Origin of the sequence: Serratia sp. AS12 (assembly GCF_000214195.1) — a bacterium.
Taxonomy (GTDB): domain Bacteria; phylum Pseudomonadota; class Gammaproteobacteria; order Enterobacterales; family Enterobacteriaceae; genus Serratia; species Serratia plymuthica.
Genome location: NC_015566.1, coordinates 566,675 through 582,954 on the forward strand (window position 1 = coordinate 566,675; position 16,280 = coordinate 582,954).

At 58.8% G+C, this 16,280-nt stretch carries 15 protein-coding genes; 5 read left to right on the forward strand and 10 right to left on the reverse strand.

Features of this window, described 5'->3' with window-relative positions; translation table 11 throughout:
• Window positions 1-26 precede the first annotated feature (26 nt).
• Together SERAS12_RS02625 and ascF are read right to left on the reverse strand one after the other, a co-directional pair.
• On the reverse strand, window positions 27-1,457 hold the full coding sequence (locus tag SERAS12_RS02625) for a 6-phospho-beta-glucosidase (RefSeq protein WP_013811346.1): 1,431 nt from the start codon (window positions 1,455-1,457) through the stop codon (window positions 27-29).
• A 16-nt stretch (window positions 1,458-1,473) separates the two neighbouring features.
• Entirely contained in the window at window positions 1,474-2,919 is a 1,446-nt protein-coding gene (gene ascF / locus SERAS12_RS02630) for a PTS cellobiose/arbutin/salicin transporter subunit IIBC (protein WP_013811347.1), read from the reverse strand.
• A 288-nt stretch (window positions 2,920-3,207) separates the two neighbouring features.
• Here ascF and SERAS12_RS02635 point away from each other — a divergent pair, with 288 nt between their 5' ends.
• Window positions 3,208-4,230 carry a LacI family DNA-binding transcriptional regulator gene (locus tag SERAS12_RS02635; RefSeq protein WP_143760024.1) on the forward strand — a complete coding sequence of 341 codons (1,023 nt, stop codon included), beginning with the start codon at window positions 3,208-3,210 and terminating at the stop codon, window positions 4,228-4,230.
• Window positions 4,231-4,494: 264 nt separating this feature from the next.
• Here the strand turns inward: SERAS12_RS02635 and yjiA are convergent, their stop codons facing one another.
• The 4 genes from yjiA to SERAS12_RS02655 form a co-directional block, all read right to left on the reverse strand.
• Window positions 4,495-5,457, reverse strand: coding sequence for a GTPase (yjiA, locus tag SERAS12_RS02640; RefSeq protein ID WP_013811349.1), 963 nt, complete (start codon window positions 5,455-5,457; stop codon window positions 4,495-4,497).
• A 22-nt stretch (window positions 5,458-5,479) separates the two neighbouring features.
• The gene (locus SERAS12_RS02645; protein ID WP_004953088.1) at window positions 5,480-5,683 is read right to left on the reverse strand and encodes a YbdD/YjiX family protein; all 204 of its coding nucleotides are present in this window, start codon (window positions 5,681-5,683) and stop codon (window positions 5,480-5,482) included.
• A gap of 190 nt (window positions 5,684-5,873) precedes the next feature.
• The gene (locus SERAS12_RS02650) at window positions 5,874-8,054 is read right to left on the reverse strand and encodes a carbon starvation CstA family protein (RefSeq protein WP_013811350.1); all 2,181 of its coding nucleotides are present in this window, start codon (window positions 8,052-8,054) and stop codon (window positions 5,874-5,876) included.
• Between the two features lie 278 nt (window positions 8,055-8,332).
• Window positions 8,333-9,532: a serine hydrolase gene (locus tag SERAS12_RS02655; RefSeq protein ID WP_013811351.1), complete on the reverse strand. Its 1,200-nt coding sequence runs from the start codon at window positions 9,530-9,532 to the stop codon at window positions 8,333-8,335.
• Between the two features lie 312 nt (window positions 9,533-9,844).
• Here SERAS12_RS02655 and sfnG point away from each other — a divergent pair, with 312 nt between their 5' ends.
• Window positions 9,845-10,936: a dimethylsulfone monooxygenase SfnG gene (gene sfnG / locus SERAS12_RS02660; RefSeq protein ID WP_004949798.1), complete on the forward strand. Its 1,092-nt coding sequence runs from the start codon at window positions 9,845-9,847 to the stop codon at window positions 10,934-10,936.
• Window position 10,937: 1 nt separating this feature from the next.
• Here sfnG and SERAS12_RS02665 read toward each other — a convergent pair whose 3' ends face one another.
• From SERAS12_RS02665 to SERAS12_RS02675, 3 genes are read right to left on the reverse strand one after another with little or no spacing between them, the layout of a single operon-like run.
• Window positions 10,938-11,639 (reverse strand): trehalose-6-phosphate synthase, encoded by a 702-nt coding sequence (locus SERAS12_RS02665; RefSeq protein WP_006323392.1) that lies wholly within the window; start codon window positions 11,637-11,639, stop codon window positions 10,938-10,940.
• A 14-nt stretch (window positions 11,640-11,653) separates the two neighbouring features.
• The gene (locus SERAS12_RS02670; RefSeq protein WP_013811352.1) at window positions 11,654-12,193 is read right to left on the reverse strand and encodes a GNAT family N-acetyltransferase; all 540 of its coding nucleotides are present in this window, start codon (window positions 12,191-12,193) and stop codon (window positions 11,654-11,656) included.
• A 57-nt stretch (window positions 12,194-12,250) separates the two neighbouring features.
• Window positions 12,251-13,630 (reverse strand): glutamine synthetase family protein, encoded by a 1,380-nt coding sequence (locus SERAS12_RS02675; protein ID WP_013811353.1) that lies wholly within the window; start codon window positions 13,628-13,630, stop codon window positions 12,251-12,253.
• Between the two features lie 255 nt (window positions 13,631-13,885).
• On the opposite strand from SERAS12_RS02675, the gene SERAS12_RS02680 reads away from it, so the two are divergent.
• The 3 genes from SERAS12_RS02680 (at window position 13,886) to SERAS12_RS02690 (ending at window position 15,019) form a co-directional block, all read left to right on the forward strand.
• The gene (locus SERAS12_RS02680; protein ID WP_013811354.1) at window positions 13,886-14,200 is read left to right on the forward strand and encodes a hypothetical protein; all 315 of its coding nucleotides are present in this window, start codon (window positions 13,886-13,888) and stop codon (window positions 14,198-14,200) included.
• A 165-nt stretch (window positions 14,201-14,365) separates the two neighbouring features.
• On the forward strand, window positions 14,366-14,716 hold the full coding sequence (locus SERAS12_RS02685; protein WP_013811355.1) for a type II toxin-antitoxin system RelE/ParE family toxin: 351 nt from the start codon (window positions 14,366-14,368) through the stop codon (window positions 14,714-14,716).
• A 3-nt stretch (window positions 14,717-14,719) separates the two neighbouring features.
• Window positions 14,720-15,019 (forward strand): helix-turn-helix domain-containing protein, encoded by a 300-nt coding sequence (locus SERAS12_RS02690; protein ID WP_013811356.1) that lies wholly within the window; start codon window positions 14,720-14,722, stop codon window positions 15,017-15,019.
• 92 nt (window positions 15,020-15,111) lie between these two features.
• Here SERAS12_RS02690 and SERAS12_RS02695 read toward each other — a convergent pair whose 3' ends face one another.
• On the reverse strand, window positions 15,112-16,188 hold the full coding sequence (locus SERAS12_RS02695) for a YncE family protein (protein ID WP_013811357.1): 1,077 nt from the start codon (window positions 16,186-16,188) through the stop codon (window positions 15,112-15,114).
• Window positions 16,189-16,280 lie beyond the last annotated feature (92 nt).

Here is a 16,280-nt window from a genome sequence, read left to right on the forward strand (position 1 = left end):
CCATGGTCGTTTGTCAGTGTCCCAACCTACCCCAAATCTGCCCCATTGCTCGCAATCACCTTCTTGTACCACCAGAAGGATTTTTTGCGCGTGCGGGCGAGGGTGCCGTTGCCCTGGTCGTCGCGGTCGACGTAAACAAAGCCGTAGCGTTTGCTCATTTCACCGGTCGAGGCAGCCACCAGGTCAATGCAGCCCCAGGTGGTGTAGCCGATCACCGGCACGCCGTCGGCGATGGCGTCGGCCATGGCGCGGATGTGCTCCCGCAGGTAGCTGATGCGGTAATCGTCCTCAATCTCGCCTGCGGCATTGAACTCGTCGTGTGCGCCCAGGCCGTTTTCCACCAGGAACAGCGGCTTTTGGTAGCGGTCGTACATCATGTTCATGGTGATGCGCAAACCCAGCGGGTCGATGCCCCAGCCCCAGTCGCTGCGCGGCACATGCGGGTTCGGCAGTGATTTCACCACGTTGGCGGCGCTGCTGTTGTTGTCGTTCATATCGGCAGAGGCGCAGCGCGAGGCGTAATAGCTGAAGGAGACGAAATCGACCGTGTTCTTCAGGATCTCGGTGTCGCCTTCCTCCATCGCGATGCTCACGCCTTTTTCGCGGAACACACGGGCAGAGTAAGAGGGGTAAGCGCCACGGGCCTGCACGTCGATAAAGAACAGGTTCTCGCGGTCTTTCTCCAGCGCGGCCCACACGTCTTCCGGCTTGCTGGACCACGGATAGAAATTGCCGCCCGCCAGCATGCAGCCCACCTGGTTGGCGGGGTTCACCTCATGCGCGATGCGGGTCGCCAGTGCGCTGGCCACCAGTTCGTGGTGCGCGGCCTGGTATTTCACCTGCTCGGGGTTTTCGTCGGCCTCGAACACCAGCCCGGCACCAGAGAACGGGCTGTGCAGCAGAATGTTGATCTCATTGAAGGTGAGCCAGTATTTCACCAGGCCGTCGAAGGCTTCAAAGCAGGTGCGGGCATAGCGGGTGAAAAACTCCACCATTTTGCGGTTGCGCCAGGAGCCGTATTCGGTCACCAGGTGCATCGGCACGTCGAAATGGCACAGGGTGACCAGCGGCTCGATGCCGTATTTGCGGCACTCTTCGAACAAGCTGCGGTAGAAGGCAATGCCCTGCGGGTTGGGCGTCAGCTCGTCGCCGTTCGGGTAAAGCCGGCTCCAGGCGATGGAGGTGCGGAATACGCTAAAGCCCATCTCCGCCATCAGCGCGATGTCGTCGCGGTAGCGATGGTAAAAATCGATCGCGTCGTGGCTCGGGTAAAACTCGTCTTCGCGCAGGGTAAAGCGCTTCTCCAGGCCCAGCTTCACCGGCATGCGGTTGGCGCCATGCGGGATCATGTCGACCGTGGTCAGCCCTTTCCCGCCCTCCAGATAACCCCCTTCAGACTGGTTGGCGGCCAAGGCGCCGCCCCATAAAAATCCTTGCGGGAATGTTGAATCAGACATGCAATCCTCAATTTTCTCAATGGGTCGCGTTAGCGGTATTCGCCGCAGGCGCAGTGGCTGCCGTTGGGGGCGCTTCGCTTTCCGGAATGTCTTCGAAGCCCAAAATCAGCGTGAGCACGAAAGACAGCACCACGGAAAGCAGCATTACGCCGCCCACCCAGACAATGCTCATCGGGTTCGTCGGGTCAAAAAACTGCACGCTGGTGAACAGGCCGGGCGAGGCCATCGAATGGCTGGCCAGCCCGCCGATACCGGCGACGGCGCCGCAGACAAAGCCGCTGATCAGGCTGGCGATTAACGGGCGTTTAAGCCGCACTGCCACGCCATACAGCGCCGGTTCGGAAATCCCCGCGACTATGGCGGAGGCGGCAGCGGCCAGCGCGGTCTGGCGCAGTTCGCGGTTTTTGGTTTTGAACGCCACCGCCAGCGAAGAGCCACCGAGCGACAGGTTGGCCCCAATCTCCGAAGGCATCACCATGCCTTCTTTGCCGGTTTCGGCGATGGTCTGAATAATGGTCGGGGTGAACACGCGGTGCATGCCGGTCATCACCAGCAGCGGCCAGATGGCGCCCATAATGGCGACGGAGAGCCAGCCCAAATAGCCGTGCACGGTGTACACCAGCGCCGAAATACCGCTGCCGATCCAGATGCCGAGCGGGCCGATCAACACAATCGCGATCGGCGCGGCAATCAGCACAATCAGCATCGGCTTGAGGAAGTTCTTGGTCACCGCCGGGGTGATGCGGTCAACCCATCGTTCGATATACGACAGGATCCAGGTCATCACCAGCGCCGGGATCACCGTATAGGTGTATTTCACCGCCGTCACCGGGATGTAGGCGAACTCCACGGCCTGGCCCTGCGCCGCTTTGGCCATCAGATCGATAAAGTTGGGGTGCAGCAGCACGCCGGCAATGGCGATCGCCAGCGACATGTTGGTTTTGAACTTCAGCGCCGCTGAAGCTGCGACCATCACCGGCAGGAAGAAGAACGCGCCGTCGCCGATCACGTTCAGGATGATCAGGGTCGAGGAGCCTTTTTCGAACAGGCCGGCCATATCCAGCATCATCGCCAGCAGTTTCACCATCGAGCCACCGATAATGGCGGGGATCAACGGCGACATGGTGCCCACCAGCGCGTCGAGAATGCCGGCACCGATGCCCTTCAGGGTGATTTTGCGTTTTGCGGGCGCGGCGGCGGGGGGGTTACCCGGCAGGCCGAGCGCCAGCACCGCCTGGTAGGCTTTCGATACCTCGTTGCCGATGATCACCTGGCACTGTTCGCCGCTGTGCACCACGCCCAGCACGCCATTAATCGCTTTGAGCGCGGGAGTGTCGATCAGCGCCTTGTCTTTGATAACGAATCTCAGGCGGGTCATGCAGTGCGTCACGGCTTCGATGTTGCCGAGGCCGCCCACCGCATTCACGATTGCCTGCGAGATCTCTGTGTAGTTCTTCGGCATAGGGTTTGTCGTCTCTTCAAATAGGAATGCGAATTGCCCAAAAGGCGAATTTTTACTGCCTGGGCGATCCGCCGTTCCATCTCAATGAAACGCCCACAAGAAACCGGTTTCACAAAATCATGAATGTGTATTTTGTTGTTGGCAAGAATTATGATTTTTTGGTTTTTCGTTTCGTGAAGCTGGTCACTTTTAGATCAGGGGCGCTCGCGCCGGCGGGCGTGAAAACATTTCAAACGGGGGGCGTCTTGGGTAGACTGCGCTCATCCAATGGATTTTGACGGCGCACAGATGGCAACAATACTTGAGGTGGCTAAAAAGGCCGGCGTTTCTAAGGCGACGGTGTCCCGCGTGTTGTCCGGCAGCGGCTATGTCAGCCCGGAGAAGCGCGCGCTGGTGGATAAAGCCATCGCCGAGACGGGTTATCGGCCCAACCTGCTGGCACGCAATCTGGCGACGAAAACCACCCAGACCATCGGGCTGGTGGTCACCAACACGCTGTACAGCGGTAACTACTTCAGCGAGCTGATGTCTCAGTCCGCCCGCATCATGGAAGAAAACGGCCGTCAGCTGATCCTGGCGGACGGCAAGCACACCGCAGAAGAAGAAAAGGCCGCCATTCAATTCCTGCTGGATCTGCGCTGCGACGGGGTGATCATCTACCCGCGTTTTCTCTCTATCGCGCAAATGGACGAGATCATTTCTCGGCATAAGCAGCCGATCCTGGTCATCAACCGCCGCTTAAGGCTGAACGACAGCTACTGCATCTTCAGCGATCAGCAAGCGACCAGCGCAGCGGCGGTGGCGCACCTCATCCAACTGGGGCACCGCGATATTGCGTTCATCACCGGCTCGCTGGATTCCCCCACCGGGTTGGAGCGGCTCTCCGGCTACAAATCCGCGCTGGCGGAACAGGGTATTGCGGTCAACAACGCGTTGATTGTCGAAGGGAAGTGGAATGCGCAAAGCGGCATGGCGGCGGTCGATGCGCTGTTGGCCGGCGGCCATGCGTTCAGCGCCATTGTCGCCAGCAACGACGAGATGGCCATTGGTGCGATGAAGCGGCTGGCGGAATGCCAAATCCCGGTGCCGTCCGCCGTGTCGGTGATCGGGTTCGACGATATCCCGCTGGCGCCTTACACCATCCCCTCGCTCTCCAGCATGAAAATGCCGGTGACCGAGATGATTAAGGAAACCATCAACCGCCTGGTGTCGATGCTGGACGGCGGCGAGCTGAGCAAACGCCCGACCTTCCCGGCGAGCCTGATCCTGCGCGATTCGGTGGCGGCGGGGCCCTATTTGCAGAAGGGGTAAGTTATCTCTGATGAACTCTGGGCTGTCGGCATGTTTTAATTATTACGCGTTATGGCTCTCTAAATAACTGAGTTTACTACCGCTACACCCTAAGCTTGAGGCAGGTGGGCGCCATTGCAGGTTAGCCGCCCCTTGAGCGCAGGGATGCGCGATACGAGCCCCCAGGGAGGGGGTCACGGCGTGTCGGCGTTCTGTATGGCTCCCGCCTGTAGCACTATCAGGCGCAGTTCTTTAGGTTGCCCCCATTAATGCGATTTTTCACTCTCAACCCAACGCCGCAAACCGTCCCCGGATCTCCTCCTCCGGCAAATCCACGCCGATAAACACCAGCGTACTGCGGCGTTCTTCCTCAGGTAGCCACTCGCGGTCCCAATCGGCGTTATACAGCCGTTGCACGCCCTGGAACAGCAGCCGGCGCGGTTCGTCCTTGATCGACAAAATGCCCTTGTAGCGCAGCAGGCTGTCGGCGTATTCCAGCAGCAGGCCTTCCATCACTTCGGAAATCTGCATCAGTTCCAGCGGCTGGTCGTGGTACACCACGATCGACCGGATGTTGTTTTGCGGCTGCGGAATGCGGCGGAACAGCGGGGCGGGCGGCGTCAGGTTCAGCCTGTCGTTGAGCGTAAAACCTTCGATGCCGAACAGCAGGCTCAGATCGATATCGCCGTGCGTCACGGTGTAAACCGGCGCGCGGGCGTTCATCAGCTGCAGGCGTTGGGTCAGCGCCTCGCAGTCCGGCGCTACGTCGGTTTTGGTCAGCAGAATGCGGTCGGCGTAGCCCACCTGTGCCTGCGCGATGCTGAACTGGTTCAGTTGCTGGTCGGCGTGCGCGGCATCCACCAGCGTGATGATGCCGTCCAGCAGGAAGCGTTCGCAAATGAGCTCGTGCGAGAAAAAGGTCTGGGTGATTGGGCCGGGGTCGGCCATGCCGGTGCATTCGATGATCAGCCGGTCGAATTCCAATTGGCCCTGGTCTACGCCGTCCAGCAGGTCCAGCAGCGCGTCTGCCAGCTCGTTGGCTTTGCTGCAACAGATGCAGCCGTTGCTCAGGGTGGTGATGCGGCTGGCGCGGTCGCCAATCAGCGCGTTGTCGATCGGCACTTCGCCGAACTCGTTTTCGATAACCGCAATCTTGTAGCCGTGGTCGGCGTTCAGAATATGGCGCAGCAGGGTGGTTTTGCCTGCGCCCAAAAAGCCGGTCAAAATGGTGACGGCGATGGGTTTCATGTCGGGTCCTTATTGACTCAAATCAGCAGCAGCGCATACCGCCTTTGCCGTCGCCGCCGTAGCGGGCCTGCTGGCGTTCGCGGAAAAACTCTTTATAGGTCATCACCGGCTTGTCCGGGTGGTTGTCTTTCATGTGCTGGACGTAGGTATCGTAGTCAGGCACGCCCACCAACATGCGCGCCGCCTGCCCGAGATATTTCCCCGCCTGGCCGAGATTTCCGAACATGGCCTTCTCCCAAAAATTACCCTGTGTACCCGTCGTCTTTCGAGCCGCAGCGGTGTTGGCTGCACTCACGAACCCCAGTCACTTACCTGTGTAAGCTCCTGGGGGTTCGCTCATTTGCCGCCTTGCTGCGGCTCGAAATCCATTGGGTACTACTTAGCTTTCATTATGCAGGGTATCCGTTAAATCACCATCAGTGCTGCGGCGAAACTTTGACGTCCCCCTCAGTTACGCCGTGGGATGGCGCTTCTTCGGGCACCGGCACGTATGGCGTTTCCTGGTCGCTGCGGTTCGGGTTTTTATACGCCGCCATCGCGGTTTTCACCCCGTAGAAGATGATGCTGTACACCACCAGCAGGAACAGAATGCTCAGCCCGGCGTTGGTGTAGTTGTTCACCACGATATGCTGCATGTTCGCCACCTGTTGGGCGCTCAGCTCGGCGCCGCCCTCGGCGATTTTGCGTTTGTACTCGCCGGCCTGGAAGAAGAAGCCTTCCAGCTGCGGGTTGTCGCTAAACAGCTTCAGGCCCAGCGCATAGGTGGTGCAGATCAGCAGCCACACTGCAGGCAGCACGGTGACCCAAATGTATTGGGTACGCTTCATCTTGATCAGCACCACGGTGCCCAACACCAGCGCCACGGCCGCCAGCATCTGGTTAGAGATGCCGAACAGCGGCCACAGACTCTTCACGCCGCCGAGCGGATCGACCACCCCTTGGTACAGCAGGTAGCCCCACAGCCCCACGCAACCGGCGGTGCCGACGATACCGGCCACCAGCGAGTCGGTTTTTTTCAGGAAGGGCGCAAAGTTGCCCAGCAAGTCCTGCAGCATAAAGCGGCCGGAACGGGTGCCGGCGTCCAGCGCGGTCAGGATAAACAGCGCTTCGAACAGAATGCCGAAGTGATACCAGAAGCCCATATTGGCGCCAGGGATGATCTGGTGGAACACGTGGGCGATGCCCACCGCCAGCGTTGGCGCGCCACCGGCGCGGTTCAGCACCGAAGGCTCGCCGATGTCCTTGGCGGTTTGCAGGATCTGTTCCGGGCTGATGACGAAGCCCCAGGAACTGACGGTCGCCGCCGCGTGGGCGGTCACGTCTTTGAGCGACGCCATGATCATCGGCGCGTCTTCGGTGCCCAAACGGTGCAGGTCCGGCATGGTGATGCCCAATGCCGCCGGTGGGGTGTTCATGGCGAAGTACAGGCCCGGCTCGATGATCGAGGCCGCCACCAGCGCCATGATGGCGACAAAGGACTCCATCAACATTGCGCCGTAACCGATAAAGCGCGCGTCTTTTTCATTGGCCAGCAACTTCGGCGTGGTGCCGGATGCGATCAACGCATGGAAGCCGGAAACCGCGCCGCAGGCGATGGTGATGAACAGGAACGGGAACACCGAACCTTTCCACACCGGGCCGGTGCCGTCGACAAACTGCGTCACCGCCGGCATTTTCAGCTCGGGGTTGAGGATCACGATGCCAATCGCCAGCCCGACAATCACGCCAATCTTCAGGAAGGTGGCCAGATAATCGCGCGGCGCCAGGATCAGCCACACCGGCAGCAGGGCGGAGACGAACGCATAGCCAATCAGCGTGAAGGTGATGGTGGTGTCTTTAAAGGTCAGTGCCGGGCCCCAGTACGGGTCCTGGGCGATCACGCCGCCGAACCAGATGGACGCCACCAGCAGCACAATGCCAATCACCGACACTTCACCCACCCGGCCGGGGCGCAGGAAGCGCATGTAAATGCCCATAAACAGCGCGATCGGCACGGTGGCGCAGACGGTGAACACGCCCCACGGGCTTTCTGCCAGGGCTTTCACCACGATCAGGGCCAGCACCGCCAGGATGATGATCATGATCAGGAAGCAGCCAAACAGCGCGATGGTGCCCGGTACCGGGCCCATTTCCTTTTTGATGATCTCACCGAGCGAGGCGCCATTGCGGCGCGAGGAGATGAACAGCACCATAAAGTCCTGCACCGCCCCCGCCAGCACCACGCCGCCCAGCAGCCACAGCGTGCCGGGCAGGTAACCGACCTGCGCCGCCAGCACCGGGCCGACCAGCGGGCCTGCGCCGGCAATGGCGGCGAAGTGGTGGCCGAACAGCACGTTCTTGTTGGTTGGCACGTAGTTCAGGCCGTCGTTGTTGACCACCGCCGGGGTGGCGCGGAAGGCGTCCAGCTTCATCACCTTGGTGGCGATATACAGGCTGTAATACCGGTACGCCACCAGATACACCGCCACCGACGCGACGATGATCCACAGCGCACTGATGTTTTCGCCACGGCGCAGCGCAACCACGCCCAGGCAGGATGCACCGAGTATCCCCAGTAGCATCCACGGAATGTGTTTTAAAATCCCCTCTCGGTTCATGAGGTGTCCTTAATATTCTAATCTGCAAAAAAATGAGTGAGTTAATCCGCTTATAAGATGTTTCAGGCGCGTGGCCCGGGTGCGAATAACGGTGGCGCCGTAGGTTTGGCAACAGCTCATCATCAAGGGTCTGGAGAGGGGAAGACATGTGAATTTCAGTCAGCGGTTCCCTGCGCTGGGTGAACGGTTGAAATGGGCAGGTGAGCGGTTGGAGATGTGTGAGAGGTGAACGGCATCGAGCGCAGCCGATGCCGTATGCAGCAGTTTAGTGGGTTGAGTCAAACGGAAGGCGTTTCCTCGCCGCTCATTATCGCCATCACTTTTTTGGCGATCCAGGTGGCAAGAGTGGTGCCATTCACCGTCAACCCCTTAACGTTCACCATTACGCTAACCCCGGCAGGAGAAGCGATTTGCCCGGGGGCGTCGCTGGCTATCAGCAACAGATAGCTGTTGGCGCCCGCCAAGTCGCCATCCTTATAGAGCATTGCCGGTGACAGAGCGGATGCCGGGGTCATGAACCATCCCATGCACAGCTGTGACGTACCGGCGGTGACGCCGGTTGTGGGCGTATGGAGTTTTTGCAGCAGGGCTTCGCTATCCGGCAGGTTCTTATTCAGGCCCAGATTAAACCTCAGCCATTGCAGCATATCCCGTGGCGAGGTCATCACGCCGCCACCGCCGTAATAGGCGTCGAAGTTGTGGGAACTGGGCGATGCGAGCTCGTAGGTGCCGTCATTGCCATTGTCGCCCGCGCTATAGGTATAGCAACGAGGGAGCATTTTCGGTGCAGCGGGCGGTTGAGACTCGGTAGAAGAAGTACCCTTGATATAGGGTGGGGTGTACTGCGAGTCGTTCATCTCCAATGGATGAAAAATCCAATGGGTGATGAGCTGCGCAAATTTGGCATGGCCGATTTTTTCGGCCAGCAACCAGCCCAGCAAAGAGAAAGCCAGATTCGAGTAGGTATAACGCTCCGTGGTTCCTTCGGGTTCAAAGGGATTGCCGCGCAGGAACCCGAACATCTCGTCAACTTCATAAGGAACCGGAAAAGGCGTCGGCTGGGTGCCGGATCCCGGCACATTATCGGCCGGAAAACCCGAGGTGTAATTCACCAGGCTGCGCAGGGGAATATCAAGATAATTGCTGCCGAGGGTGGAAGGACGCACGATATCCCCGACGGTGGTGTCGTCATCAATCATGTCTTTTTGCAGCGCCATGGCGTAGGCGGTGGCGGTAAAGGTCTTGCTGCAGGACGCTATTTTAAACAGCACGTCATCGGTGAATGCGATGGAATGGTTATCCCAATCGCGCAGATTGCCGTACCGGTAAATCCCGCCTGCACCGGGGAGATCGCCGCCATCCCAACAGATGGCAATACCCACCCCATCGGGGAAAGGCTCGGTTTGGGCGGCGTTGGCTTGTTGGAGCAATTGATCCAGTTGGTCGGTGGTCGGCGGGCGATAGCTATGGTCTGGCATGGCGCTGTCCTCTATCAACACGCCGGAAGGGGCGTTCAATCAAGATAGCTTATATTTCGTACAGCTGTGGAGAGCGTCGCTCGCTGCTGCATGGGCAACACTCACCCGACAGCCGCTGCTGCCAATGCAACAGGCTCCGTTTTACTTATCTCGCTAACCTTTTATTTTTCAATTAGATCGAATGATCAGGCGGTTGGCATGCATCCTGCTAATCGGTTTATAACCAAATTGCGTGATTCAATATCTATAAATTAATAATGGTTATATAAACGCCGCATAACGGCACCGACATTCAGAAAAGGGAGAGGAAGCATGTCCAAATCGAACGAGCAGCAGCCCATCCAGTTTGCCTACTGGGTGCCGAACGTGTCCGGTGGGCTGGTGATCAGCAACATCCCGCAGCGTACCGGCTGGGATATCGGCTACAACCGCAAGCTGGCGCAAATCGCCGAGCGCGCCGGTTTTGACTACGCGCTGACCCAGATCCGCTTCACCGCCGGTTACGGGGCGGATAATCAGCATGAATCGGTAGCGTTCTCGCAGGCGCTGCTGGATTCCACCTCAAGGCTCAAGGTGATCGCCGCGCTGCTGCCGGGGCCGTGGAACCCCACGCTGGCGGCCAAGCAGATCGCCACCATCAGCCACCTGTCCGATGCGCGCATTGCGGTCAATATCGTCAGCGGCTGGTTCCGCGGCGAGTTCAAGGCCATCGGCGAGCCCTGGCTGGATCACGAGGAGCGCTACCTGCGTTCGGAAGAGTTCATCCGCTGCCTGCGCGGCATCTGGACCGAACCCAGTTTCACCTTCGCCGGCGATTTTTATCGCTACCGTGATTACTCGCTCAAACCCAAACCGCTGGATCCGCTGCCGGAGATTTTCCAGGGCGGCAGCTCACGGGCGGCGCGCGACATGGCGGCGCGGGTGTCGGACTGGTATTTCACCAACGGCAACAGCGTCGAAGGCATCAAGCAGCAGGTGGACGATCTCCAGACCAAGGCGACGGCCAATCACCACCGCGTGAAGGTAGGGGTGAACGGTTTTGTCATTGCGCGCGATACCGAGCAGGCGGCGCAGGCGGTATTGCAGGAGATCATCGACAACGCCAATCCGGCGGCGGTAAAAGGCTTCGAGCATGAAGTGAAGAACGCCGGGGCGGCGTCGCCGGAGGGCGAAGGCAACTGGGCCAAATCCAGCTTCGAGGATCTGGTGCAGTATAACGACGGCTTTAAAACCAACCTGATCGGCACCCCGCAGCAGATCGCCGAGCGCATCATCGCGCTGAAAGACGCCGGGGTAAACCTGATGTTGCTGGCGTTCCTGCATTTCCAGGAAGAGGTGGAGTTCTTCGGCAGAGAAGTGATCCCGCTGGTGCGTGAACTGGAACGTCAGCGGGCGGCAGCCTGAATCAGTAAATCTTTCTGGCGTTGATCCCGGCCGGGAAGAGGCCGGTGGCGAAGATGTGCCCGTTAACCTGCAACTGGTCGTCGGGCAGCATCTCCAGCGGGTACTCGTTGGCCAGATAGCTGAGGAAGTTATTGCGGTCATCGAGCGTCTGAAAGCCGATCAGATCATAAAAAAACAGCGACTCGATTAACCCGCGGTGCTCGGGGATCTGCCTGAGCAGCGCCGCCGACGGGAACGGCAGGTGGAAGAAGAACGCGCACGGGTTCAGCAATCCCTGTTCCTTCAGCGCCTGGCCGCAGGGTAGCAACTGGTAATCATCGATGCAGATGATGTCGCTTGGGCAAACATACTCGCAGGCGATGTCGGCGAAGTGCAGGTTGAGCTGCCGGTAAGCCCGGTAATTCTCCGGCGTGAAATGCGCTTTCTCCGGCTGGTTGTGGAACACCGGCCACAGGCCATCGTGATAGTAGCCCTGATAGTGGCGGCAAAACTCGTCGACAGACAGCGGGAAGGTCACCTGTTCATAGCCGGCATTGTGCCGATAGCAGACCGGGCGCTCGCCAAAGTTCTGCACGTCGCCGTTCCAGCCCAGCCACAATCCCCGATCCGCCTCATTCGCGCCGTCGGGCGAAAGGGCCTGCGTGGCGCAGGCCAGATCCTTGCTGTCACACTGCTTATTCGAAATCAAAACCAAACGGGACATGGTGTTTTCCTTACTCAGTGCACAGACTGGGGGATATTGAGTGCGCCGCAGGGGTGATCAATCGTGGGCTGCGTGATGGTCCACACCCTGTCTGGCTGGTTGATCGGTTCATAGCCCACCTTGGCGTACAGCCACGGCGCCTGGCTGGCGTAGAGCATGATACGGTGCAGCCCGCTCATGAGCGGATGTTCCAGGCAACTGTGCATCAGCCATTGCCCCAGCCCATTGCCGCGGTATTCGGCCGTGATAAACACGTCGCTCAACCAGGCGAAGGTGGCGTGGTCCGTCACCACCCGGGCAAAACCGATCTGGCGTTTTTTTCGATACAGGCCGAAGCACAGACTGTGGCGAATGGCGTGCTCCAGCGTGGCGCGGTCGATCCCCTGCGCCCAGTGCGAATGACGGAGAAAGTGATGAATAAAATCGATGTCCAATAGCCGGCGATCGGTGCTGATCGTCAATGCACCTTTATGCCAGGTGAATAGCGGCCCATCATTTACTGCGTTCGGCTGATTATTTTTGTCGGTTATTACCGACCGAGGTTGATACTTCATCGTCGTCCTCTGTGCATTGCCAATAAATAAGGTCGTCACCGGGGAGAAACCACGGCGTTACAGCATCCAGCTTATTTCCGCCTCGGTGACCTGTTCTTCGAAACGGCGCAATTCGGCGGTTTTGCAGGTGTGCCACAGCGCGGTAAACGCCGGGCCGAGCGTTTCGCGCAGCGGCAGGCTTTGCCGGAACAGCGTTAGCGCTTCTTGCTGGTTAAGCGGCAGCGCCGCCGCGTCGTCGTTTTCATACCCGTTGCCGCAGGCCGCCGGGGGCAGCGGCAGTGCGTGCTCCAGCCCGTACAGCATGCCGCTCAGCATCGCCGCCACCGCCAGATAAGGGTTGGCGTCGGCACCGGCCAGCCGGTATTCGATCCGCTGGTTGGCGCTGTCGGCGCAGGGTAGACGCAGCGCCACCGTGCGGTTGTTGTGGCCCCAGGAGGCACGCAGCGGCACGTGCATGCCTGGGCGGAAACGGCGGAACGCATTGATGTTCGGCGCGAATATCGCCATCGAGGCCGGCATCAGTGCCAGCATCCCGGCGATCGCCTGCGTCATGGTGGCGCTCAGTTCACCCGGCGTGCCGGCCAACAGGTTGTGGCCCTGTTCATCCTGCAGGCTGATATGAAAATGCAGACCGCTGCCGGCGGCCTGCGCGCAGGGCTTGGCCATAAAGCAGGCGTGCTGGTGGTGTTTTTCCGCCATCTGGCGCGTCAGCCGTTTCAGGGCCAGCACCTGGTCGCAGGCTTCCAGCACCCGCGCACTGTGGTGCAGGTTCAACTCATACTGGCCGGAAGCGGCCTCGGCCACGATCCCCGTCAGCGGCAGCGTCTGCAACCGGGCCTGATGCTCAATCTCATTGAGCAGCGCATGGTGGCGCTCCGGGGCATCGACAGAAAAACTCTGCGTTGGACAGGGGTTGGCCTCGGCGGGCTGTTGCTGCGGATCGTGCAGATAAAACTCCAGCTCGGCCGCCACCACCGGGTAATAGCCTTTGGCATGCAAGCGCCCGAGCACCTGTTGCAGCACCACGCGCGGCTCCAGCTCGCAGGCGTCACCATCGGCATTTTGCATCGTCAGCAGCAGTTGGGCATGGCGTTGCGGATCGCGGGCGCAGGGCCGCAGCGTGCCGGGCACCGGCAGGCACAAGCGATCCGGTTCGCCCGCCTGCTGGCCCAGTCCGCTTTCTTCGATCACCCGCCCGCCGAGATCCATGGCGTAAATCGACAACGGGAAATAGCAGCCCTTATCCAGCGAAAACAGTTCGGCAACCGGCAGCCGCTTGCCGCGAAACTGGCCATTCAGATCGTTGAGATAAATATCGACGTGTTCGGTCTGCGGGTAGCGCTGTAAATACTGTTCGACTTCTTTGCGAAACGAGCGCGACCGCGAGGCGGGAATATCCGCCAGCAGAGGGTTAAAACCAATAATATTAGAATACATGGCGGCCCCCGAGCTTAATGAAAAACGCGGGTTCAATAATAAAAAAGGCAGGGGATAAACACATGAGGCATCCGTCTCGTGAGGCCATAGCGGCGATGTAATGATGTTATCCGTGGCCCTGAAAACTGTCTGTAAAAACGCCGTAACTTTATTTCCGCCCGGAATAAAAAAGCTGTAAATAATAGGCTGCGGTCCGATGGCCGAATAATAAAAGGCTGCATATACTGCGGAAAACAAAATAAATCGGAGAGAGCCATGCTCAGAATCATTATCCTGTTTGCCGCCGCCATCACCGTCTTCAACGCGGCAGCTTCGTCTGAAGCGGCCTGGGCCAAGGGCGATAAAGCGATGCAGGCCGCCTGCCTGAAGGCCAGCGGATTGAAAGCGGCCAAAGCCGCCGGGACGATCATTCATTATGATGACGAAGTCGGTTACTCGGCGCTGTTGATCGGCGGGCGTTACCCGCAGCCGTTCATGAAGAACAAGCCGGGCAAAGAGCTGTGCCTCTACCAGCGGGCGACCCAAAAGGCGGTGGTTCAGGAAGCCGACGGGGTTATGGGTAAGCCGTAGAGGTGACTTAGTGGGCTGTATTTACAATAAAACTGCGGCGGTTCACTTTCTGGGTGATGATCTGTTTCACCGTTGAGACGCCAAAGCTTCAAATCCGGGGTATTGCATTTATAGGTTGTAGTCTATAATTTAATTATAGACTGTGGTCTATAAAAAGGGAATGCCATGTGGACTGTAATAACAACGGAAGAGTTTGATCGGTGGTTTGCGGTGCAGGATGAACTTACTCAGGAGAAAGTGCTGGCTGCATTAGTATTGCTTGAGCGGAGTGGCCCCAACCTCTCACGTCCTTTTGTAGACTCGTTGAGAGGGTCACAGCACCCTAATATGAAAGAACTGCGGGTTCAGCATAAAGGGCGGCCGATTCGCGCTTTTTTTGCCTTTGACTCACTACGTCAGGCTATTGTTTTGTGTGCCGGCGATAAGACTGGTAACGAGAAGCGGTTTTACAAAGTCATGCTGCCTATTGCGGATGCGCAGTTTACCCAGCATTTGATGTGTAATTTTAAGGAGTAGCCAATGGGTACTTTAAAAGACATGCTAGCCTCGCGTACCCCGGAGAGTCTGCAACGAATCGAAGAAATGGCGCAAGAGATGTGGCTGGAAGCACGGTTGTACCAATTGCGTGAGGCGCTGAATATCTCACAGCAGGAACTGGCGAATAATCTGGGTATCTCCCAGCCTTCCGTCGCGGCGATAGAGCAGCGTGGCAATGAGCTGAAGATATCGACATTGAAGCGCTATGTGGAAGCGATGGGCGGAACGTTGCGGCTGGATGTCGAACTGCCGGACGGCAAGCACGTTGGATTTAGAGTTTAAAAGCCAAAAGGGGCGCTAGGCCCGGGTATCTCGGGCTCAAAGACAACTTTGTCATCAACCTCAAGGGGCGCAGAAGCGCCCCCCGGCCTTGACTATTTCAATGCTATGCGAATCACGTCATCCGGAGCCGTGGCTTCTTTTTCGCGGCTGGAAGCCTGTTTGACGCTGACGTACAGCGTCTGGCCATCCGGTGACAGCGCCAGGCTGTTCGGGTGGGTCGGCGTCTTGAAGGTGTTCAGCAGCTTGTAATTTTTGGCGTCAATCACGCTCACTTCGCCCGCCTTGCGGTGGGTCACGTAAACTTCATTGCGCGCCGGGTTGAACAACACCGCCAGCGATTCCGGCACCTCGATTTTGCTCAGGACAGTGCCGTCGCGGGTATCGACAACCAACACCTGTGCCTGTTTGGAGTCGGTGATAAACGCGCGGTGGGTGGCCGGATCCAGGCTGAGGTTCAGGAAGAAGTGCTCTTTGGCTTCATCCAGTTTTTTGCGGGTGAGCACCTTGTTGGTTTTGGTATCGATAGTCACCAGCTCGCCGTCGGCGTTGGTCACATACAGGCGGCCGGCTGCGGCGTCCAGCGCCAGGCCGGTGCCGTATTTACCGGTATCGGTGATGGTGGTGCGCAGGGTGAGATCTTTACCGTCCACCACCCAGACCACGCTGGATTCGCCCAGCCCGGTAATGTACAGCGTGTCGGTCGCGGCGTCGGCCACCAGCTCACGCGGCGCCAGCGGTTTTACCGTCTCGGTGCGTTGGCGGGCATCCAGCACCAGGCGGCCTTTTACTTCGCCGCTCTTGGCATCGATAGCGGTCACCGCGTTGTTTACCGTGTTGCCGAAGAACAGCGTGTCGGTCTTGCCGTTAATCGCGGCGCCGAAAGGTTTGATGTCGTTGTGGATCACCTGAGTGATATCCAGCGTCTTGGGATCCAGCCGATAAACCACGCCGCCCTTGTCCAGTTTACGGCTTTGCGAGGTCGCCAGATACAGCGCGTTTTCGCCCTGGCTATACACCATCTCGTAAGCGCCTTTACCTACCGGTTTGCGCAGCAGCTCAGGCTCGCTCTGGGCCAGCAACGGGGCGGAAAACAGCATTGACGTGAGCAACAGCAGCGGGAAGGTGGCGCGTGCGCCAAAGCGGCGGCTGGTGGTGGTTGCAGAATTCATAACCTCTCCATGGAGTTAAAAAAGCCTATCGCCACAGGGCGGTTGCCCTGGAGCCAGGAACGCTCAACATTGAATAAAGGGAAAATCCGGCC